The sequence below is a fragment of the Hyphomicrobiales bacterium genome, from assembly GCA_030688605.1.
Taxonomy (GTDB): domain Bacteria; phylum Pseudomonadota; class Alphaproteobacteria; order Rhizobiales; family NORP267; genus JAUYJB01.
Genome location: JAUYJB010000079.1, coordinates 42,614 through 61,998 on the forward strand (window position 1 = coordinate 42,614; position 19,385 = coordinate 61,998).

Here is a 19,385-nt window from a genome sequence, read left to right on the forward strand (position 1 = left end):
GCCGGCGCAATCGTGTAAGGCTTGGCGCCCGCCGGGGGTGGCCAACGGATGATCGAAGAAGAGAAGTCGGGTCATTGCAAAAGACCAGTAAAACGCCGCTGCTCGATGAGGTCCGCACGCCGGCAGACCTGCGCACATTAGACCATTCGCAGCTGCGCCAGCTCGCCGACGAGTTGCGCCAGGAGACCATCGACGCGGTCTCGGTGACAGGCGGCCATCTCGGCGCCGGCCTCGGCGTCTGCGAACTGACGGTGGCCCTGCACTTTGTTTTCGACACGCCCGACGACCGGCTGGTCTGGGACGTCGGCCACCAGAGCTATCCGCACAAGATCCTCACCGGCCGGCGCGATCGCATCCGCACCCTGCGGCAGGCCGGCGGCCTCTCGGGCTTCACCAAGCGGGCGGAAAGCGAGTATGATCCGTTTGGTGCAGCCCATTCTTCAACCTCGATCTCAGCCGGCCTCGGCATGGCGGTCGCCCGCGACCTCGACGGGCGGAAGAACAATGTCGTCTGCGTCATCGGCGACGGCGCCATGTCGGCCGGGATGGCCTATGAGGCGATGAACAATGCCGGCGGCATGCATTCCCGCCTCATCGTCATCCTCAATGACAACGACATGTCGATCGCGCCGCCGGTCGGCGGCATGAGCGCCTATCTCGCGCGCCTCGTCTCCAGCCACACCTATCTGTCGGTGCGCGAAGTCGGCAAGCAGCTCGCCAAGCGGCTGCCGCGATTCTTCAAGGACAAGGCCGAGCGCGCCGAGGAATTTGCCCGCGGGTTCTGGACCGGAGGCACGCTGTTCGAGGAGCTCGGCTTCTACTATGTCGGCCCCATCGACGGGCATAATTTCGATCATCTGCTGCCGGTGCTGCGCAATGTGCGCGACGCCGACCAGGGACCGATTCTCGTTCATGTGGTGACCAAGAAGGGCAAGGGCTACGCGCCGGCCGAGGAATCCGAGGACAAGTATCACGGCGTCTCGCGCTTCGATGTGGTCACCGGCGCCCAAGCCAAGAGCCAACCGAAGGCGCCGAGCTATACCAACGTCTTCGCGGATGCGCTGATCAAGGAGGCGGCGAAGGACGAGTCGATCGTCGCCATCACCGCGGCGATGCCCTCGGGCACGGGCCTGAACCGCTTTGCGGACGTCTTCCCGGAGCGGATATTCGATGTCGGCATCGCCGAGCAGCATGGCGTTACCTTCGCCGGCGGGCTGGCGGTTGAGGGCTACCGGCCGTTCGCGGCGATCTATTCGACCTTTCTGCAGCGCGCCTACGACCAGGTCGTGCACGACATCGCCATCCAAAGGCTGCCGGTGCGCTTCGCCATCGACCGGGCAGGCCTCGTGGGCGCGGACGGGCCGACCCATGCCGGCGCCTTCGACATCGCCTATCTTGGCACGCTGCCGGGCTTCGTGCTGATGGCCGCCGCCGACGAGGCGGAGCTTGTGCACATGGTGGCGACGGCGGCGCGGATCGATGACCGTCCTTGCGCGTTTCGCTATCCGCGCGGTGAGGGGGTCGGCGTGGAGTTGCCGGAGGAGGGCGTTCCGCTTGAGATCGGCAAGGGCCGCATCCTGCGCGAAGGCACGCGGATTGCCATCCTCTCCTTTGGCGCGCGGGCGCAGGAATGCCTGAAGGCGGCCGAGGAACTGTCCGCCTACGGCCTTTCCACCACCGTCGCCGACGCCCGTTTCGCCAAGCCCCTTGACCAGGACTTGGTGCGCCGGCTTGCGCGCGAGCACGAGGTGCTGATCACGGTGGAGGAGGGCGCCATTGGCGGCTTCGCGGCCCATGTGCTGCAGTTTCTCGCCGACGACGGGCTGCTTGATGAGGGGCTCAAGGTGCGGCCGATGGTGCTGCCCGACCTCTTTATCGACCAGGACAAGCCGGAGGCCATGTACGAGACCGCTGGCCTCAACGCCGGCGGCATCGTCGCCAAGGTTTTCGGGGCGCTCGGCCGCGACTATGCGGCGGAGGCAGCGCGCACGGCCTAGCAGGTGGGATCATCCCGGCTCGACGCCGTTCTTGTTGCCCGCGGCCTTGTGCCGAGCCGGTCGCGCGCCACCGACGCGATCAAGCGCGGCACCGTGCGCGTTCACGGAAAACGGGTCACCAAGCCGGGAACCCTTGTCCCGGAAAACGCCGATATCGAAATCAGCGATCCCGCCGTGGCCTATGTGTCGCGCGCGGCGCTGAAGCTGATCCACGCACTGGACGTTTTCGATTTCAGCCCGCAGGGTCGGGTCTGCCTCGACCTCGGCGCATCGACTGGCGGCTTCACCCAGGTGCTGCTGGAGCGTGGCGCCCGGCGCATCCACGCGGTCGAGGTCGGGCACGGCCAGCTCCACGCCTCGCTCCGCGATGATCGGCGCGTCGCCCTGCATGAAGGCGTCAACGCCCGCGTCCTGACGCCCGGATTGATCGGTGAGCCGGTCGAAGCCATTACCGCCGATGTCAGCTTCATCTCCCTGCGCCTGGCGCTGCCGCCGGCGCTGGCACAGGCAGCGCCGGCTGCCTGGGCAGTGCTGCTGGTCAAGCCTCAGTTCGAAGTCGGCCCAGATGCAGTCGGCAAGGGCGGCATCGTCCGCGATCCGGCGGTCGCGCAACAGGCGGCGAAGGACGTGGCGGCCTGGCTCGAAGGGCAGGGCGGCTGGCGCGTCGTCGGGCGTGTCGCCTCGCCGATCCTGGGAATCGACGGCAACCGCGAGTTCCTGCTGGGCGCCCGGCGTGCGCCTTGAATATGGACCGGCCGGCCCATTCGCCCCATATTGATCGCCATGGCCGAGCCATTTCCGATTGAGCGCATAGCCAGCCGCGCCGCCTTTGCCGCGCGCCAGGGCGCGCGCGTCGCCTGGTTCATAGGCCACGGGATGGTCATGCGGCGCCTGCGCAAGTCGGCGGGCAGCGGCAAGGCGCCGCCGAAGACCGACTATCCGGTGCCTTCCGACCGGCGGATACTGGCCGACATGCGGCGGCTATTCGAGCGCGACCTCGCCAATGCGGAGGCCGGCCTCTACCCCTTGCCGCGCGACCGCGACGGTCCGCTGATGCAGCAATTGGCGCGGACGCGGGCCTTCTTTGCCGACCTGCCGCGGGTGCACGCGAGGCGCGAGGAAAACCGCCACCACGAGGTGCTGAACGAGACCAACAGAGGCAAGCGGCCGCGCTACTATCTGCAGAATTTCCACTTCCAGTCCGGCGGCTGGCTGAGCGAGGAATCGGCGCGGCTCTACGATCTCCAGGTCGAGGTGCTATTCAAGGGCTCGGGCAACGCCATGCGCCGGCAGCTTCTGGTGCCCCTGGCCGAATTTGTGCGCGGGCGCGACCAGCGCAAGATGCGGCTCGTCGATCTCGGCTGCGGCACGGGGCGTTTTCTCGACTCCGTCGCCGAGGCGTTTCCGCGGCTCGGACTGGTCGGCATCGATCTGTCCGGCAGCTATATCAATGAGGCGCGCCGGCATCTGAAGCGCCGGCCGCGGGTTGGCCTCGCCGTGGCCAAGGCCGAAGAGCTGCCGTTGGCGGGAGAAAGCGTCGATGGCTTCACGGCGGTGTTTCTGTTCCACGAGCTGCCGCCCAAGGTCCGCTTGGCGGTGGCGGGTGAGATTTTCCGTGTGCTCAGGCCCGGCGGGCGCTTCTTGCTGCTCGACTCGCTCCAGATCGGCGACATTCCGGACTATGACGGGCTGCTCGACGTGTTCCCGCAGAGCTTCCACGAGCCCTATTATGCCGGCTATGTGCGCGCCGATCTCGCCAAATTGTTCGCCAAGGCAGGCCTCGTCCGCATAAAGGACGAGCCGGTCTTCATGTCGAAGATCTCGGCGTTCGAGAAATCAGCCTAAAGCCCGATCACCGTCTCCGGCGGGTGATACTTGAGCTTGTGCGCGTCTGCAACGGCGGGATGGGTCACCTTGCCGGCGCAGACATTGAGGCCGGTGCGCAGATATTCATCCTCCGCCAGCGCCGCCCGATAGCCCTTGTCCGCGAGCGCCAGAACGAAGGGCAACGTCACATTGTTGAGGGCGAACGTGGAGGTGCGGGCAACGGCCCCCGGCATGTTGGCGACACAGTAATGCACCACCTCGTCGACGATATAGGTCGGCTCGGCGTGGGTGGTCGGCCGGCTGGTCCCGAAGCAGCCGCCCTGGTCGATCGAAACGTCGACGACGACAGCGCCGGCCTTCATGCGCTTGACCATGTCGGCGGAGACCAGCTTCGGCGCCGCCGCGCCGGGCACCAGAACGGTGCCGATCACCACATCGGCGTTGACGACCAGATGGTCGATGGCGTCATGGGTCGAAAAGATGGTCCTGAGCGTGGTTCCGAACTGCGCCGAGAGCCGCCGCAGCGCATCGGCCGAGCGGTCGACGACGGTGACCGTCGCGCCCATGCCGAGCGTTATCAACGCCGCGTTGGTGCCGGCCGTGCCGCCGCCGAGAATGACCACGTCGCTTGCCGGCACGCCGGGCACGCCGCCGAGCAGCACGCCGCGCCCGCCGCGCTCCTTCTCCAGGCAATAGGCAGCGACATGGGCGGCCATGCGCCCCGCGACCTCCGACATCGGCATCAACAGCGGCAACGTGCCCTGCCGGCTCGTCACCGTCTCATAGGCGATGCACGCCGCCTTGCTTTCGATCAGCGCCTCGGTCTGCTCCACGTCGGGGGCAAGGTGCAGATAGGTGAACAGGATCTGCTCTTCGCGCAGCATGGTGCGTTCCGGCCCGATTGGCTCCTTGACCTTGACGATCAATTCCGCTGAGCCGAAGACCTCGGCCGCGCTGGCCGCGATCTTTGCGCCGGCCTTTTCATATTGCGCGTCGGTGAGCCCCGCGCCGAGGCCGGCGCCGGTCTCCACCACGACCTCGTGGCCGTGCTGGACAAGCTCGCGCGCGCTCGACGGGATCAGCCCGACCCGATATTCGTGAACCTTGATCTCCTTGACGACGCCGATGAGCATGTTCGCCTCCTTCGCACGTGGAAGGACAATACACTACCCGTTCAGGATCTCGGTTTTGGCGATCTCGATGCCGAAGCCCTGAAGCCCGACATAGTGGCGCTTGCGCGAGGACAGGAGCCGGATCGAGGAGACGCCGAGGTCCTTGAGGATCTGGGCGCCAAGGCCGATCTCGCGCCACTCGTCCTCGCGCTGTTGCCGGGCGGAGGAATGTGCCTTGTCGTCGGCGGCGATCTCATGGCGTGGCCGGTGCGCCGAGCGCGCCACGCCGACCGAGCCCTCACGCAGATAGACCAGCACGCCGCGCCCGCTTTCCGCCAACCGGCGCATCAGCCTGTCGATGGGCCGTGAGGCGCCGATCACGTCGTCGACCACCGATTCCAGATGCAGCCGCACCGGAATGTCGCGCCCGTCGCGAATGTCGCCCCAGACGATAGCGAGGTGATGCATGGGATCGAATGGCGTGCGGTAGGAAATCGCCCGCGCCGGCCCGAAAGGGGTGTCGATGATATGGTCCTCGACCCGCTCGACCAGCCGGTCCCGGCGCTGGCGCCAGGCGATGAGGTCGGCCACCGACACGGTCTTCAGCTTGTGCTCGCGCGCGAAGGCCTCGACCTGGGACCCGCGCTTCACAGTGCCGTCGTCATTGACCAGCTCGCAGATGACGCCGACCGGGGCGAGGCCAGCGAGACGGCACAGATCGACCGCGGCCTCCGTGTGGCCGGAGCGCATCAGCACGCCGCCGTCCTTGGCGATCAGCGGGAAAACGTGGCCGGGCCGCACGAAATCGACCGGCCCGCTATTCGGGTTGGCAAGCGCGCGCACCGTGTTGCAGCGGTCCTCGGCGGATATGCCGGTGGTCGTCCCGTGGCGGAAGTCGACGGAGACGGTAAAGGCGGTGCGGTGCGGTGCGTCGTTTTCCGCGACCATGGGCTCGAGGTGGAGCCGGCGCGCGTCCTCCGGCGTCATCGGCGTGCAGACGATGCCGGAGGTGTGGCGGATGATGAAGGCAAGCTTTTCCGGGCTCGCATGAACGGCGGCTAGAATGAGGTCGCCCTCGTTCTCGCGATCGTCGTCATCGACCACGACGACGATCTCGCCGCGCTCGAAGGCACGCAGCGCCTCGGCAACGCGCTCCATGTCCGTGGTCATGCCCGCAACACTCCGAACCGGCCCCTCATCCGCCGACCTGGCCGCGATGACGTAGATAGTGATCGGCGAGCACGATCGCCATCATCGCTTCGCCGATCGGAACGGCGCGGATGCCGACGCAGGGGTCGTGCCGGCCCTTGGTCGAAATCTCCGTCTCGCGGCCGAACCGGTCGATGGTCCGCCGCGGGGTCAGGATGCTCGAGGTCGGCTTGACGGCGAAGCGGACGACGATGTCCTGGCCGCTGGAAATGCCGCCGAGGATGCCGCCGGCGTTGTTGGACAGAAACACCGGGCCGTTATCGGACATGCGGATCTCGTCGGCGTTTTCCTCGCCGCTGAGCTCCGCCGCCTTGAAGCCGGCGCCGATCTCGACCCCCTTGACCGCGTTGATACCCATCATCGCATGGGCCAGATCCTCGTCGAGCTTGCCATAGACCGGCGCGCCGAGCCCCGCCGGAACGCCGGAAGCGACGACCTCGACGACGCCGCCGACGGAAGATCCGGCCTTGCGCACCTCGTCCACACGTTTCGCCCATGCCTCGGCCGCCGCGGCGTCGGGGCAGAAGAACGGGTTCCTATCGATCTCCGCCCAGTCCCATCTGTCGCGGTCGATCTTGAGCGTGCCGACCTGGATCAGCGCCGCGCGGATGGTGACGCCGGGAATGATCTTGCGCGCGATGGCGCCGGCCGCGACCCTGGTTGCGGTCTCCCGCGCCGAGGGGCGCCCGCCGCCGCGATAGTCGCGAATGCCGTATTTGGCCTGGTAGGTGAAATCGGCGTGGCCGGGGCGGTACTTGTCCTTGATGTCGGAATAGTCTTTCGAGCGCTGATCGACATTGTCGATGATCAGCGAGATCGGCGTGCCGGTGGTGACCTGCTCGCCGCTGTCGGGATCCTCGAAGACGCCGGAGAGGATGCGCACCTTGTCCGGCTCCTTGCGCTGGGTGGTGAAGCGCGAGGTGCCGGGCCGGCGCTTGTCGAGATCGAACTGGATTTCCGCCTCCGTGATCGGAATGCGCGGCGGGCAGCCATCGACGACGCAGCCGATGGCGGTCCCGTGGCTCTCGCCCCAGGTGGTGACGCGGAAAAGATGGCCGAACGTGTTGTATGACATGGGCTTGGCGCTCCGGCCACGGTTCTAGGAGCGTTGCACCGAGGGGTCAAACATCTTGTGTCGTGGTAGCGCTGCGGATCAATCCTTGACGACGGAGATGTCCGGCGCGTCGACCGACTTCATGCCGACCACGTGATAGCCGCAATCGACATGGTGCACCTCGCCGGTCACAGCCCGGCTCAGGTCGGAAAGAAGATAGAGCGCGGCGTCGCCCACCTCGTCGATGGTCACGGTGCGCCGCAGCGGCGAGTTGTACTCGTTCCAGCGCAGAATATAGCGGAAGTCGCCGATCGCCGAGGCGGCGAGAGTCTTGATCGGGCCGGCGGAGATGGCGTTGACGCGGATGCCCTTGGCGCCGAGATCGGTGGCAAGGTAGCGGACGCTTGCCTCCAGCGCCGCCTTGGCCACGCCCATGACATTATAATGCGGCATGACCTTCTCCGCGCCGTAGTAGGTCAGCGTCAAGAGCGCGCCGCCTTCCTGCATGAGCTTTTCAGCCCGCTGCGCCACCGCAGTGAAGGAATAGCAGGAGACCAGCATGGTATTGGCGAAATTCTCGGCACTGGTGTCGACAAAGCGGCCGGTCAGCTCCTGCTTGTCGGAAAAGGCGATGGCGTGGACGAGGAAATCGAGGCCTCCCCACGCCTTGCCGATGGCTGTGAAGGCGCCGTCGATCGATCGGGCGTCGGTCACGTCGCAGGGCAGCACGATCTTCGTGCCGGCCTCGGCGGCAAGCGGCTCGATCCGTTTCTTGAGGACCTCGCCCTGATAGGTGAATGCCAGCTCGGCGCCCGCTTCGGCGCATCTCTTGGCAATACCCCAGGCGATCGAGCGGCTGTTCGCGATCCCCATGATCAGGCCGCGCTTGCCGGCCATCAACCGCCCCGCATCCGCCATTCTGCCCACCCTGCAATTGGTCCAGATCATGCTCTAGCACGAAGAGCTCGAGCGCAACATAGAGCGTTGGCCGCCGGCGCGATGGGCTATGGGAACTGCGCGGCGGGCCCCATGCCCAATGACGAGTGCTCGTCAGCTTTCTTCGCCGCAGCCGACCAGCAGGAAACGGGCCGGGCGGTCGCCTTGAACCTGCGAAAGATGGCCTTTGGAGTCCTGGCCGTCGAGGAGAACGATGTCGCCGGGCTTCATCATCGTGCTCTCGCCGTCGGTCAGCGTGACCTGCAACATGCCATCGAGCAGAATCGCGAACTGCCGCCGCGGCGAGGGGTGAACGGCATCATCCCAGCCCGGCGGCGCGACGAGAAACAGGCTGGTCGTGGCGGGGATCTCCGCCGATATTTCCAGCGGCGCGGAAGGCGGCACAAAATCGCGCAAGTTCAGTTCGACATCGCTCTTGCGGAAGTGGGTCTCGCCCCGTTCGTCGCCGTAGATTTCAAGCAGCTCCACGCTCGCCCCCTGTCATCGGAAAAGACGCCGGACGACAGTACGGGTAACCAGGAGGGAAAGCGGATATGGCCGCCGCTGGAGCGATGCTCTATATAGCCCGTGCTTCGACGGCAACGTGGGCGCCACGGGATTGGAATGAGCCGATGATCGGAAAAAGGACGCCGAAAGGCGAAGCCGCCTCGATCAGCGGATTTGAGGCCGTGGACGAGCCCTTGGCCTTGTTCCGGGCATGGCTGGCGGAAGCGGAGAAGAGCGAGCCGAGCGAATTCAACGCGGCGGCGCTCGCCACCGTCGACGCCGACGGCCTGCCCGACGCGCGCATGGTGCTGCTCAAGGGGCTCGATCATGGCGGCTTCGAGTTCTACACCAATCTGCAAAGTGCCAAGGCGGCAGAGATCGCCGGCAATTCCAAGGCCGCCATGGTGTTCCATTGGAAGAGTCTGAACCGTCAGGTGCGCGTGCGCGGCCCGGTCAAGAAGGTCAGCGCCGCGACCGCCGATGCTTATTTTGCCACCCGCCACCGCACCAGCCAGATCGGCGCCTGGGCGTCGAAACAGTCGCGGGAACTCGAAAGCCGCTTCGTGCTGGAGAAGGAGGTCGCCAAGTTCGCCGCCAAGTTCGGGCTCAGAACGGTTCCGCGGCCGCCGCACTGGGGCGGCTACCGTATTCTGCCGCTCATGATCGAATTTTGGCGCCAGCGCCCGTTCCGCCTGCACGACAGGCTGCTCTTTTCCCGCAAGAACTTGAAGGCGCCGTGGCAGCGCACGCGGCTTTATCCGTGAAGGCAGGGACTTCCGACACGGAGAATTCGGTTCCCTTCCGTCGCCGTGATCGAGCGTCTCGGCGGCCTGCGGGCCCGCAGGGATCACATCAGGCCGCGCAGCCGCTGCCGCCGCGATCTGGCGGCTCGCCGGGCAGCAGCCCTTTGCGCGCCAGCGGCCCGCGCACGCTGTATTGCAGTCCCTGGACCGACGAAAACTCCGCGGACAGGACACGGTCGGGGGCTGCATCCCTCCAGCGCTGCCCCTCCACGGCGTCGAAATAAAGCGCGATCTCCACATATTCCCGCGGATACCAGAGGCCGTTGGCGGCCTTGGCGAGGTTCAGGATCTCGGCCGGGCCGCGCCGGCCGGCGGCGGCCAGCTCCATCAGCCCGAGCATGGCGGAGCCGTGGTTGCAATCCTGGAAAAAGGCGGAATTGCCGCAGCATGGGCGAAACACGTTGTCGGCGAGGCGGTGGACGATGTCCGATTGATCGGACGTCAAGCGCAACGTTTCCACCGCATTGAAATAGGCCGCCCCATTGTCCTCGCGTCCGAGACTCCAGCCGCCCGTGCTGGCATAATTGGCGAGATCGTCGCCATTCATCGGGCTGTCCTCGTTGAACGCGGCCTTGGTCGCCAGTCCGAGCGGCCACAGCAGATTGAGGTTGTAGGGCGCCGTCTCGATGGAAAGGACGAGTTCCTGCGATTCTCCGTCGAGCGCCCGCAGCACCCAGTCCGGGACGGGGCCGCGATTTTCGTGAGCGGCGACGAATTTCCCGCGGTCTATGGCGCCGGCCTCGACGAGCTTCGCCATGGACGGACCCAGATCGAGGCCGGTCGGGATCGGCTGCGACGGCAGAATCGCGGCCAACGCGCGCCGCAGCGGCGCTTGCTCGACATATGAAACGATCCGCGGCGTCGCGAGGCCCAAGCCGTAGGCCCCGCCGACAAGGACGATCCCACCCAACAATTGCCTGCGCGTCGTCTTGGTCATGGCATCGTTCCTTCTCGCTCTTGCCCTCGTTCGGCTCGGAAACGAGGGTCCGAGCGGCTTCGGCCGCGCAAGCGCGCCCCGATCGGAGGGCCGATTGAGGCGCTGAACGCCTTACCTGGACATCGCGTCCTCGGCGTTCTCTTCCTTCTCGCAGCGGCCAGCCTTGCCCTCGCTATGCCCGCCGCCGCCACAGCAGCCGTGCCCGCCGCCGCCGCGCCGGTGCCCGACCAGATGCATTGCCGCCATTCCGCCGAACAATGCAACGATGATCCAGTTTTCAAGAAGCCATTCCATGATCGAACTCCATTTCTTCAGGTCCAGATGTTCGCCACCGCCCGCACCGTCAGACCGGCTTGGGCTCTACCCTGACGGTGAACGTGATTCTCACATCGTCCTCGTCGGGATCGTCCGACGAGATGAAGATGAACCGCTCGATGACGCCGAGGTCCTCCTGGTGGGCGCCGGAATCGTACTCGACGTGGAGGCTCGCCTCGCCGCCCGCCGGGATGACCATCGCCGTCATGGTCGCCTTGGTGCAGCCGCAGGAGGTGCTGACGCCGGCTATCGCGAGCGGGCGGTCGCCGAGGTTTCGCACCGCGAGGTCGGCGACCGCCGCGCTGCCCTTGACGACGGAACCCGCGTCGTAGGCGGCGACGACGTCGATGTCGGGCGCGCCCCGCGAGCAAGCGGCCAGCAGCCCAGCCGCCAGGATCAAGATGACCGTGCGCATCGCATCCTCGCTGTAGAGCGAATTCCGTTTGAACCGAATCGGATTTCGCTCTTATCCTTTTGTTTGAGCATGTTCTTTTCGCAAAACCGGTTACCACTTTTGCGGAACATGCTCTAACGCCACGCGACCGCGGCCCGGGTCCAGATTTCGGCCTCGGGACTGCGGCGGTCATTATTCTCGATGATGATCCCACGGTCCACGGTCTGTCCGCGGACATCGTGGAATCCGGCGTCTAAGACGAGCGTGACGAGAGCCAGTTTGCCCGGCGGGATCACGCGAGCGGAGAACTCGGCGGTCGTGCAGCCGCATGTGGTGTAGGCCCGGCTGATGGTCAGCGGCGCGTCGCCCTCGTTGCGGATCACGAACTTGCGCCTTACCACGTCGCGCGGTCCGATGCCGCCGAAGTTGAAGTAGTCGCTGGGGATGCTGATCTTGGGTTGCGGCCCGTCTTCCGGCAGGAACGAGATGCGCGCGCCTGCCGCCATCTCGTGGACGGCCATGAATGGCGCGTCACGAGCGACCTCTTCTTCGGCGTAGCTCGGCACCGCCTGGGCGGCCTGATCCGTATTGATCAGAAGGTAGTAGCCGCCAACCGCGGCGACGATCACGCCGATCAAAACCCAAGAGAACGGAACCTGTCTCTTGTTCGGCGACTTTGGGGTCGCCGAACCGTGCTTTGCTTTGCGACTCATGATGTTTCTCCTTTGCAATTTCTTGCCTTGCCGGCGGCGGGACCGCCGAGGTCTTTCATCCAATCAGCCAAAGCAGCATGACAAAGCCCAGCGAAACCATCGCCAAGCCGTACCATAGCCTGATGTCGAGGGCGTGGTGGCGCTCCCAGCCGGCCCACGCCTTTGCCGTCAACCGGTTTCCCGCCGCCAGAAGAATGGCGATGAGCGGCAGCACGAACATGACGTTGTAGAGCGCCAGATAGCTGACGCCCCAGGCCATGGTCGTCTTGGCGTTGAGCAGGGTGATGACGGAAACGTAGATGCCGCCCGAGCAGGGAAAGGTGCACAGGCCGACGAGGATGCCGGCGGCGATGGTTGCCGGCAGGCTTGCCTTGGCGATCAGCTCGCGGGCGCGATCGCCGGCGAAGGCCGGCATGTGCAGCTTGACCGGAAACTGCGGCACATAGTGTTCGACCAGGTTGAGGGCGCCGAGGCCGATCAGGAGCCACGCGCCCAGGCGGGCGACCAAATGCGGCTCGTCGGACAGCCGCACGGTGCCCAACAGGCCCAACCCGATGGCGAAATAGACGAGGAAAATCATCCCGATATAGACGAATCCTAACTGCAGGATTCGACTGCGGGACTTGCGCAGAGTGAACAGGAAGGCGACCAGCAGAAGGATGACGGCGAAGGCGCACGGGTTGACCGAATCCAACAGGCCGGTGACGACGACCGCCGGCAGAAGCTGCGCCAGGTTCGCATCGCCGATCGGCGAGGGTCCGGTCGCGACCATCGCCTGGGCCAGAGCCACGTTGAACGGCGTACCGATCGGGAAGGTCTCGACCTTGCCCCGCCACGCCCACAGCCGGTACTCGCTCGGGACCCCATGCATCTCCGGCTGCCAGATGACGAGGCGGGGCGGCACGTTGGGCGTGCTCAGCGCCGTGTCGATCAGGTTCGGCGGGACGTGCCCGAGGATCACCAATGTTCCCTTGTCGGTCGGAACGAAGGCATAGAGCGAATCCGCGACCGACCGCGGCAGTTCGACGGAGTCGGCGACATCGAGCAGCAGCTTGCGGTCATCGGGCGCCGTGTAGTCGTGGATGCGCGGGTCACCGGCAACGCCGCGTGCCTGCAGGGCCGGGATAAGAACATCCTCGACATAGGGCCAGCAATCGGCGCAGCCGGCGCTGAAAAAGATATGCGTGGGCGCCTGCGCCTTGCCCTCTTCGGCCGAAAGCGGCGATGCGAAGCCGGAAAGAACCGGCAACGCGAAGAAGACTGCCGCAAGCTGCCGTAACACAAAGAAACCCGGATCCATTATTGTCCCCATTGTCAGATCTGGATGTCCTGGAAGAACGGGAAGGTGTTCAGCATCCAGGTGCCGAACGAGAACAGATAGCCGGTCAGCATCAACGCCCCGACCAGCATGAGGATGCCGCCGGCTGCGATCTGCAGCGGCCGTCCGATGCGCCGCAGCCGTTCCGCGTTGGCCATGAAACGGCTGGTGAAGGCCGCGACCAGCAGGAACGGCACGGCAAGCCCGAGCGAATAAATGGAAAGCAGCGCTGCCCCGTCGGAGACGCCCATGCTGGTTGCGCTCAGCGTCAGGATCGCGCCCAGTATGGGACCGATGCAGGGCGTCCAGCCGAAGGCGAACGCGCTTCCGAGCAGGAAGGCGCCGAAGGGACGGCCGCCGGGAACCTGCGGCATGAACCGCGCCTCGCGGTTCATCCAATTGAGCCGCAGCAGGCCCGTCATGTGCAGGCCGAAAAGGATGATGACGGCGCCGGCCGCATAGCTCGCCTCGAAGCGGTAGGCCTGAAACAGGTTGCCGATTGCCGATGCGCTGGCGCCGAGGCTCACGAACACGCTGGAAAACCCAAGGACGAAGGCGGAGCTCAGGCCGAGCACGGCAATGCGCTGCCGCATCGCCTGCGCTTCGCGCAGCTCGTCGAGGGAATGTCCCGCCACATAGGAGACGTAGCCCGGCACCAGCGGCAGAACGCAAGGCGACAGGAACGACACGATCCCGGCGAGGAACGCCGTCAGCACGCCTATTCCGGCGATCTCCGGCATCACGGCGCTCCCCGCAGCTTGGCGATCAGCGGCAGGATCGTTTCCTCAAGCGCCTCCTCGTCGAGCGCGCCGATATGCTTGTGGACGATGACGCCATCCTTATCGACGACGAAGGTCTCCGGAACGCCGTAGACGCCAAGGTCGATGCCGACCCTGCCGTTGAGATCGGCGCCCGTCCGCGTATAGGGATCGCCCAGTTCGTCGAGCCAGTTGCGGGCGTCCTCGGGCTTGTCCTTGTAGTTGAGGCCGTGGACCGGGACGGTGCCTTCGGCTTGCAGGCGCATGAACGAGGGGTGCTCGCGGCGGCATTCCACGCACCAGGAGGCGAAGACGTTGAGAAGCGAGACCCCGCCCTTCAAGTCGGCGGTGGAAAGGCCGAGCGTGCCGCCTTCCACCGGCGGAAGCGCGAAGGCGGGTACCGGCTTGCCGATCAGCGCCGAGGGTATGTCGCGCGCGTTCCGGGTGAGCCCATAGGCGAAAATCACCGTCAGCCCGACGAATATCGCCACCGGAGCGAGAAAGCCGAAGCGTATCTGCCGGCCGCGGCTTGGCACGGCCGCGAGGGCTTCGTCTCTTGTTACGTCATTGGCCACTGTCTGGTCTCCCATGTCCTGATTCATCGGCGGCGCCGTCGTGCGCCGAATGCCGAAGGAATGCGCGCGACCTGCCGCTAGGCGGAGCTGTTGCAGGCATTCGGCGGCCGGACGCGGCGGCGCTGCCGCCGGCGGCACTCGACCGCGCCTGCAACGGCGCTTATGAAAGAGAGATGGGAGGTGGTTTTGCCGGGAAGCCGGCCCAGCCGGCAACGCTCGCCCGGGCGACGGCGGCCCAATCCTCACGGACAGCGGCGGCCACCGCAGGAGCGGCCGCAAGGACGCCGATCGAAACGCAGCCGCCATGGAAGCTGCAGACCTGACCCGCCCCGTGGCTGTCGCAGCCGCCGCCAGCGCCGTCCTGGCAATCCGTGACCGCCATAACGTGATGGGCATCGAACAGGCCCAATGCCTTGGACGCCGGGACCGCGGACACCGCCGCGACCAACAATGCGAACACGCCAACCAGCACCGCGCCCCGGCGAAGGGCGCCTCGAAGCATTTCTCGCATTGCGGTTGGCGCGTGGCTCATAAGGAAGAAGCGATCCTAAAGGCACTGCGGACGATCGCAAAACTATCCGTCCCCGCCACGGCTTCCCTTGACCTAAATCAATGGAGCCCGGCGCCCGTTTCCCGATGCCGAGCCTTCAGGCGAGCCCGATCAGTACGCCCGAGGCGAACACCAGCGAGCCGCCGAGCACGACCTGCAGGGCGGCGCGGAAGAACGGCGTATCCATATAGCGCTTCTGGATCCAGGCGATCGTCCAAAGCTCGACGAACACGATCGCGAACGCGATCGAGGTCGCGGTCCAGAAATGCGGGATGAGATAGGGCAGGGCATGGCCGAGGCCGCCGATCGCGGTCATGACGCCCGAGGCGATGCCGCGCTTGAAGGGCGAGCCGCGCCCGGAAATGGTGCCGTCGTCGGAAGCCGCCTCCGTGAATCCCATGGAGATGCCGGCTCCGACCGAAGCCGCCAGGCCGACGAGGAACGTCGTCCAGGTATCCTGCGTCGCAAAGGCGGTGGCGAAGATCGGCGCCAGCGTCGAGACCGAGCCGTCCATGAGCCCGGCAAGCCCCGGCTGCACCCACGTCAGCACGAGCTGGCGGTGCGCCCTTGCATCCTCGCGCACCCGCACTTTGTCGGGCAGATGCTTCTCCTCCAGCCGGTCGGCGGCCTTGAGATGTCCCGCTTCCGCCGCCGCCAGCTCGCCGAGGAGCCGGCGCGTGTCGGCGTCGCTCGTCCGCTGCGCCGCCGTGACGTAGAAGTTGCGCGCGCCCTCCTCCATGCCGGCGATTTCCTCGCGGATCCGGTCGATGCCGAGATTCTTGATCAGCCACACCGGCCGCCGGGCGTAGAAGCCGGCGACATGCTCGCGCCGTATCAGGGGGATGACGTCGCCGAAGCGCTGCTTGTGCAGCGCGATGAGCCGCTCGCGGTGCCGATCCTCCTCCTCGGCCATGCCGTCGAGCATCTCGGCCGTGGCGGGAAACTCGGCGCGCACCCGCTCGGCGTAGGAGCGGTAGATGCGCCCGTCATCCTCTTCCGCCGAGATGGCGAGCGCGAGCACCTCCTGCTCGCTGAGCTCGTCGAAATGCCGTCGGCCGGTCAGACTGGTGAGCATCGAGAGGCCTTTAAGTTGCCACCACAAGGTGAGGGCGCGGAATCATCACGGCCTCTATATAGCAGCCGGCCCGGCGGATGCACGCTTGTTACCCTTGCCGAGAAGGGCGGGCCCGCCTGTCGCCAGGCAGGCCCGTCCAATTTCTCCGGTCATGCGATCTTCCGCGCGCGCCGGCTCGACCGAAATCCATATGATCAGGATCGGATTTCGGTCCCATCCATTTTGTTGAGCATGTTCTTTTCGCAAAACCGGTTCCCACTTTTGCGGAACATGCTCTAGTGCGCCAGCGGATCGGGCCTGACCTGGAAGTGCAGGGCAAGCGGCCGCGTTCCCTTGCCGCCTTCCTTGAGCCACGGCGTCCGGTCGCCGCTCGCCGTCCACACGCCGCGGCCCTTCCAGCCGGCGTCCGGATCGTCGATGCGCCCGTCGAGCCCCTTGGAATAGTGGCCCATGGGATAGGGCACGCGCAGCACGATCGTCTTGCCGTCGACGAGCGCGATCAGGCCGTCGTTGAGATTGCCGGTCGAGATCGGCACGTCGTTGCCGAGCCCGAGGACATTGTGCTGGTCGACCCAGGTGTAATAGCTCGACTCGGCGCTGTTGTCGCCGATGCCCTCGAAACCGGGCCCGGGGAACTTGTAGAACGCCCAGCCCTCCGGGCAGTGGTCGCCGGTCGCCTTCGGCCCGTTCAGCGATTGCTTGCACTTGCCGCGGTCGAAGCTGGCGACGTGGCCGCTCGACAGGGAGGCCCACACCACGCCCTTGCTGTCGATATCGCCGCCGCGAATGCCGAACCCCGGCATGGGCACGTTGTAGATTTCGGCCAACGCCGTATCCGGCGGGTTGGAACCGGGATCGAGCCGCACGACTGCGGGCGTGCCGCCGAAGACGCCGGCGGTGAACCAGATCGAGTTGTCCACCGGGCTCGGCATCACCGCATAAGGTCCCGAGCCGGGCACGATCCGCTTGTCCTTAGCCGGATCGACCGGCTGGTCGGGCTCGACATAGTCGTCGCGCCGGCCGTTGCCGTTGGTGTCGAGGACCCACGCCGTCCAGCCCTGCGCCTTGGCCGCATCGCCGGTCTCGAGGAACGTCTTGGTGTCGAGCCAGCCGGCCACCGGACCCGAGCCGCTGACCCACAGGGTGTCGTTGTCGTCATAGGCGAACTGCAGGTGGTGGGTCCCGTAGCAGGTGTCGACGAAGGTGTATTGCATCGTCTTCGGGTCGAGCATCGCAAGCTGGCGGGAGCTCTTGTCGAGCGAAAACAGCTTGGCGGACGGATGGTCGGAGCCCTGCTTGCAGAAGTCCGGATTGTCCAGGCCGCGCACGCTCGCCGCGAGCCACAGCCGGCCCTCGCCGTCGAACATCGAATTGTGGTTGTTGGCCCGGGTGTCCCAGAGCTTCTCCTCGCCGTAATAGGGCGACGGCTCAAGCAGCGCGCCGCTCGCGGCATGTCCGGCTCCGAGCGATTCCGGCATGTCCGGATCGCGCACCGGCGCCTTGTAGGCCGAAACCGTGTTCGTCTTGGGATCGAGGATCGGCAGATTGTCGGTTGAATATTCAGGCGAACCGAAGAGCGGCCCATAGGCATTGACCGTCGGATTGCGCCGATCCGACGAGATCAGATCGTGCAGGTATTTGTCCGGCTCCGACCATTCCCACCAGGTGACGACGACGTTGCGCTCGAGGCCCTCCGGCCGCTTCGGCTTGGTTTTCGGAAGCTCGCCCTCGGCGATGCGGTCGGTCCATTCGGCGTAGTATTCGAGCGGCTCGTTGTTCCAGCGCCCCATCTGGTTCACCATGCCCTCGCCATACTGTCCCGACTGGATGCGGCGGAGCCAGGCTTCCTCCGAACTCTCGAAGCCGCCGAGCGCGGCCGGGAAGGTGCGGGTGGACTGTTGGCCGAGCTGATGGCAGCCGATGCAGCCGATGTTCTTCACCTGCTTGAGCCAGTCGGTCTGCTTCATCTTTTCCGGGATGCCGCTCGAGCCGCCGAACTGGTCCTCGGCCGGGATCTTGAGCATCGAATACCAGTAGATCGCCGGATAGTAATGCGCGGCCGCCGCCTCGTTCGGCGCCGGCACCGCCGCGTGATCGAGATGCAGGCCCGGCAGCCCATGGAGCTTCGGCGAATCGACCAGCCCGTAGCCGCGCACCCAGACCTTGTAGTTCGCTTGCGGCAGATCGGGGATGACGTAGCGGCCCTGATCGTCGGTGACGACGCTCTTGGCGTATCGGGTCGGCAGATCGCTGGTCTCCGCGGTCACCCAGACGCCAGCCTCGGGGCCGCTCGGACCGGTGACGACGCCGCCGATGTCGTCGCTGTCGATGGCGACAGCCTGGGCGCTCGCCGGTCCGGCGCTCATGGCGAGCGCGAACCCGGCAAGCACGGCGGCGAAGATGCCCCGTCGGGACGAAGGGTTACAATGAATTCGTTTCGACACGATTTGTTCCTCCCCATTGACTTTATTGATGTTTTTATGAAGCGACGGCACCCCGAATGCGTGTGCCGGGCATGAAAACCGCCGCTCATCGAACTGTAGACGCGCTGCGCCGATTGCGTCAACGACCGTCGGGAAAGCTGGCATCATAATCGGGCAATTTTCCGGCTGAGCCACCGGCAAGCCCGCAGGCGTGAGGGCAAGCTTTCCCGTTGCCGCAATCCACCAAGACTCGGGTTTTGCCTTATCTTTCCCGCTTCGCCCAAGGGCTGCGGGCGCGCGGGCGTCTTCACGCCGCGATAGCTAGTACTGTTGGGGCGACGCGAAGGACGCCCGCGCGCGGTGTCTTTTCGATCTTCCCGCCCGCGTCTTTAACGTGTTTCCACGCGTAGCACTCAGGCGCTGGGGTCGTAGTGCGCCAGGGTCGGGCAGGCACGCCAGGGGCGGGGAGCCCGTTAAACTCCGCTTCGCCGCAGGCACCGCTCCCCCGCCCACGTAATCTGACGGACATGCCGCGCCGGCCCCGAGCTGGGGATGCATCCGAGTCTAAGAGCGCCCAGAAGAGCGGGGATGACTTTGCCGGAAAAGAATTGGTGCCGGTTAACGGGAGGTGAATCTCAGGCCCAAGGGTTCACGCCCTCCCGGCTTCGCCTAGGCCGGCCGGGGCCGGCAAGGCTTCACATCGCTTTCCCGTCGAGGGCTAGAGCGGTTCATGGGTATAGAGAACCATTTGACCGGGATGATTTTGCGCCGTGGCCAGGCGCGGCTCGCCGGGCGATGCGGGTCGCATCGGCCAACAGCCGCAACACCGCCACGGCGCAAAAGAACCTTAGCCTTCGGTGGGCCAAATCGGCCCACCGGGTT

Annotated in this window: 18 protein-coding genes; 4 read left to right on the forward strand and 14 right to left on the reverse strand. The window is 65.9% G+C overall.

Annotated features, from left to right (window positions below):
* The first annotated feature begins 74 nt into the window (after window positions 1-74).
* Genes dxs through Q8P46_09475 form a run of 3 tightly spaced genes read left to right on the forward strand, consistent with a single transcriptional unit; the run spans window position 75 to window position 3,842 of the window.
* Window positions 75-1,997: a 1-deoxy-D-xylulose-5-phosphate synthase gene (gene dxs, locus Q8P46_09465; GenBank protein MDP2620390.1), complete on the forward strand. Its 1,923-nt coding sequence runs from the start codon at window positions 75-77 to the stop codon at window positions 1,995-1,997.
* Between the two features lie 3 nt (window positions 1,998-2,000).
* Window positions 2,001-2,741 carry a TlyA family RNA methyltransferase gene (locus tag Q8P46_09470; protein MDP2620391.1) on the forward strand — a complete coding sequence of 247 codons (741 nt, stop codon included), beginning with the start codon at window positions 2,001-2,003 and terminating at the stop codon, window positions 2,739-2,741.
* Window positions 2,742-2,780: 39 nt separating this feature from the next.
* Complete coding sequence (locus Q8P46_09475) at window positions 2,781-3,842, forward strand: class I SAM-dependent methyltransferase (protein ID MDP2620392.1); 1,062 nt, start codon at window positions 2,781-2,783, stop codon at window positions 3,840-3,842.
* Here the strand turns inward: Q8P46_09475 and ald are convergent.
* From ald to Q8P46_09500, 5 genes are all read right to left on the reverse strand, one after another.
* The gene (gene ald / locus Q8P46_09480) at window positions 3,839-4,957 is read right to left on the reverse strand and encodes an alanine dehydrogenase (GenBank protein MDP2620393.1); all 1,119 of its coding nucleotides are present in this window, start codon (window positions 4,955-4,957) and stop codon (window positions 3,839-3,841) included. The two genes, Q8P46_09475 and ald, sit on opposite strands and share 4 nt — an antisense overlap.
* A 33-nt stretch (window positions 4,958-4,990) precedes the next feature.
* Entirely contained in the window at window positions 4,991-6,106 is a 1,116-nt protein-coding gene (ribB, locus tag Q8P46_09485; GenBank protein MDP2620394.1) for a 3,4-dihydroxy-2-butanone-4-phosphate synthase, read from the reverse strand.
* A gap of 25 nt (window positions 6,107-6,131) precedes the next feature.
* A complete protein-coding gene (gene aroC / locus Q8P46_09490) occupies window positions 6,132-7,220 on the reverse strand; it encodes a chorismate synthase (GenBank protein MDP2620395.1) in 1,089 nt (362 codons plus the stop codon).
* 78 nt (window positions 7,221-7,298) lie between these two features.
* The gene (fabI, locus tag Q8P46_09495) at window positions 7,299-8,117 is read right to left on the reverse strand and encodes an enoyl-ACP reductase FabI (protein ID MDP2620396.1); all 819 of its coding nucleotides are present in this window, start codon (window positions 8,115-8,117) and stop codon (window positions 7,299-7,301) included.
* A gap of 132 nt (window positions 8,118-8,249) precedes the next feature.
* Window positions 8,250-8,624 (reverse strand): cupin domain-containing protein, encoded by a 375-nt coding sequence (locus Q8P46_09500; protein ID MDP2620397.1) that lies wholly within the window; start codon window positions 8,622-8,624, stop codon window positions 8,250-8,252.
* Between the two features lie 143 nt (window positions 8,625-8,767).
* Here Q8P46_09500 and pdxH point away from each other — a divergent pair, with 143 nt between their 5' ends.
* Complete coding sequence (pdxH, locus tag Q8P46_09505) at window positions 8,768-9,406, forward strand: pyridoxamine 5'-phosphate oxidase (protein MDP2620398.1); 639 nt, start codon at window positions 8,768-8,770, stop codon at window positions 9,404-9,406.
* A gap of 88 nt (window positions 9,407-9,494) precedes the next feature.
* Here the strand turns inward: pdxH and Q8P46_09510 are convergent, their stop codons facing one another.
* The 9 genes from Q8P46_09510 to Q8P46_09550 all read right to left on the reverse strand — a co-directional run bounded on the left by Q8P46_09510 (window position 9,495) and on the right by Q8P46_09550 (window position 18,524).
* Window positions 9,495-10,382, reverse strand: coding sequence for a hypothetical protein (locus Q8P46_09510; protein MDP2620399.1), 888 nt, complete (start codon window positions 10,380-10,382; stop codon window positions 9,495-9,497).
* Window positions 10,383-10,493: 111 nt separating this feature from the next.
* Entirely contained in the window at window positions 10,494-10,676 is a 183-nt protein-coding gene (locus Q8P46_09515) for a hypothetical protein (protein MDP2620400.1), read from the reverse strand.
* 49 nt (window positions 10,677-10,725) lie between these two features.
* Window positions 10,726-11,112: a DUF1573 domain-containing protein gene (locus Q8P46_09520; GenBank protein ID MDP2620401.1), complete on the reverse strand. Its 387-nt coding sequence runs from the start codon at window positions 11,110-11,112 to the stop codon at window positions 10,726-10,728.
* A gap of 113 nt (window positions 11,113-11,225) precedes the next feature.
* Window positions 11,226-11,804 carry a DUF1573 domain-containing protein gene (locus Q8P46_09525; protein MDP2620402.1) on the reverse strand — a complete coding sequence of 193 codons (579 nt, stop codon included), beginning with the start codon at window positions 11,802-11,804 and terminating at the stop codon, window positions 11,226-11,228.
* A 55-nt stretch (window positions 11,805-11,859) separates the two neighbouring features.
* Window positions 11,860-13,086 (reverse strand): cytochrome c biogenesis protein CcdA, encoded by a 1,227-nt coding sequence (locus Q8P46_09530; protein ID MDP2620403.1) that lies wholly within the window; start codon window positions 13,084-13,086, stop codon window positions 11,860-11,862.
* Window positions 13,087-13,118: 32 nt separating this feature from the next.
* Window positions 13,119-13,862 carry a cytochrome c biogenesis protein CcdA gene (locus tag Q8P46_09535; GenBank protein ID MDP2620404.1) on the reverse strand — a complete coding sequence of 248 codons (744 nt, stop codon included), beginning with the start codon at window positions 13,860-13,862 and terminating at the stop codon, window positions 13,119-13,121.
* On the reverse strand, window positions 13,862-14,470 hold the full coding sequence (locus tag Q8P46_09540) for a DsbE family thiol:disulfide interchange protein (GenBank protein ID MDP2620405.1): 609 nt from the start codon (window positions 14,468-14,470) through the stop codon (window positions 13,862-13,864). The genes Q8P46_09535 and Q8P46_09540 overlap by 1 nt, the downstream gene beginning before the upstream one ends.
* 632 nt (window positions 14,471-15,102) lie before the next feature.
* Window positions 15,103-16,080, reverse strand: a complete 978-nt coding sequence (locus tag Q8P46_09545; protein MDP2620406.1) for a ferritin family protein — start codon at window positions 16,078-16,080, stop codon at window positions 15,103-15,105.
* A gap of 275 nt (window positions 16,081-16,355) precedes the next feature.
* Window positions 16,356-18,524, reverse strand: a complete 2,169-nt coding sequence (locus tag Q8P46_09550) for a carboxypeptidase regulatory-like domain-containing protein (GenBank protein ID MDP2620407.1) — start codon at window positions 18,522-18,524, stop codon at window positions 16,356-16,358.
* Window positions 18,525-19,385 lie beyond the last annotated feature (861 nt).

Coding starts and splice junctions, on each gene's coding strand:
- Q8P46_09475 (MDP2620392.1), top strand. CDS start 2,781: ATGGCCGAGCCATTTCCGATTGAGCGCATAGCCAGCCGCGCCGCCTTT.
- ald (MDP2620393.1), bottom strand. CDS start 4,957: ATGCTCATCGGCGTCGTCAAGGAGATCAAGGTTCACGAATATCGGGTC.
- ribB (MDP2620394.1), bottom strand. CDS start 6,106: ATGACCACGGACATGGAGCGCGTTGCCGAGGCGCTGCGTGCCTTCGAG.
- aroC (MDP2620395.1), bottom strand. CDS start 7,220: ATGTCATACAACACGTTCGGCCATCTTTTCCGCGTCACCACCTGGGGC.
- fabI (MDP2620396.1), bottom strand. CDS start 8,117: ATGGCGGATGCGGGGCGGTTGATGGCCGGCAAGCGCGGCCTGATCATG.
- pdxH (MDP2620398.1), top strand. CDS start 8,768: ATGATCGGAAAAAGGACGCCGAAAGGCGAAGCCGCCTCGATCAGCGGA.
- Q8P46_09510 (MDP2620399.1), bottom strand. CDS start 10,382: ATGACCAAGACGACGCGCAGGCAATTGTTGGGTGGGATCGTCCTTGTC.
- Q8P46_09515 (MDP2620400.1), bottom strand. CDS start 10,676: ATGGAATGGCTTCTTGAAAACTGGATCATCGTTGCATTGTTCGGCGGA.
- Q8P46_09520 (MDP2620401.1), bottom strand. CDS start 11,112: ATGCGCACGGTCATCTTGATCCTGGCGGCTGGGCTGCTGGCCGCTTGC.
- Q8P46_09525 (MDP2620402.1), bottom strand. CDS start 11,804: ATGAGTCGCAAAGCAAAGCACGGTTCGGCGACCCCAAAGTCGCCGAAC.
- Q8P46_09535 (MDP2620404.1), bottom strand. CDS start 13,862: ATGCCGGAGATCGCCGGAATAGGCGTGCTGACGGCGTTCCTCGCCGGG.
- Q8P46_09540 (MDP2620405.1), bottom strand. CDS start 14,470: ATGGGAGACCAGACAGTGGCCAATGACGTAACAAGAGACGAAGCCCTC.
- Q8P46_09545 (MDP2620406.1), bottom strand. CDS start 16,080: ATGCTCACCAGTCTGACCGGCCGACGGCATTTCGACGAGCTCAGCGAG.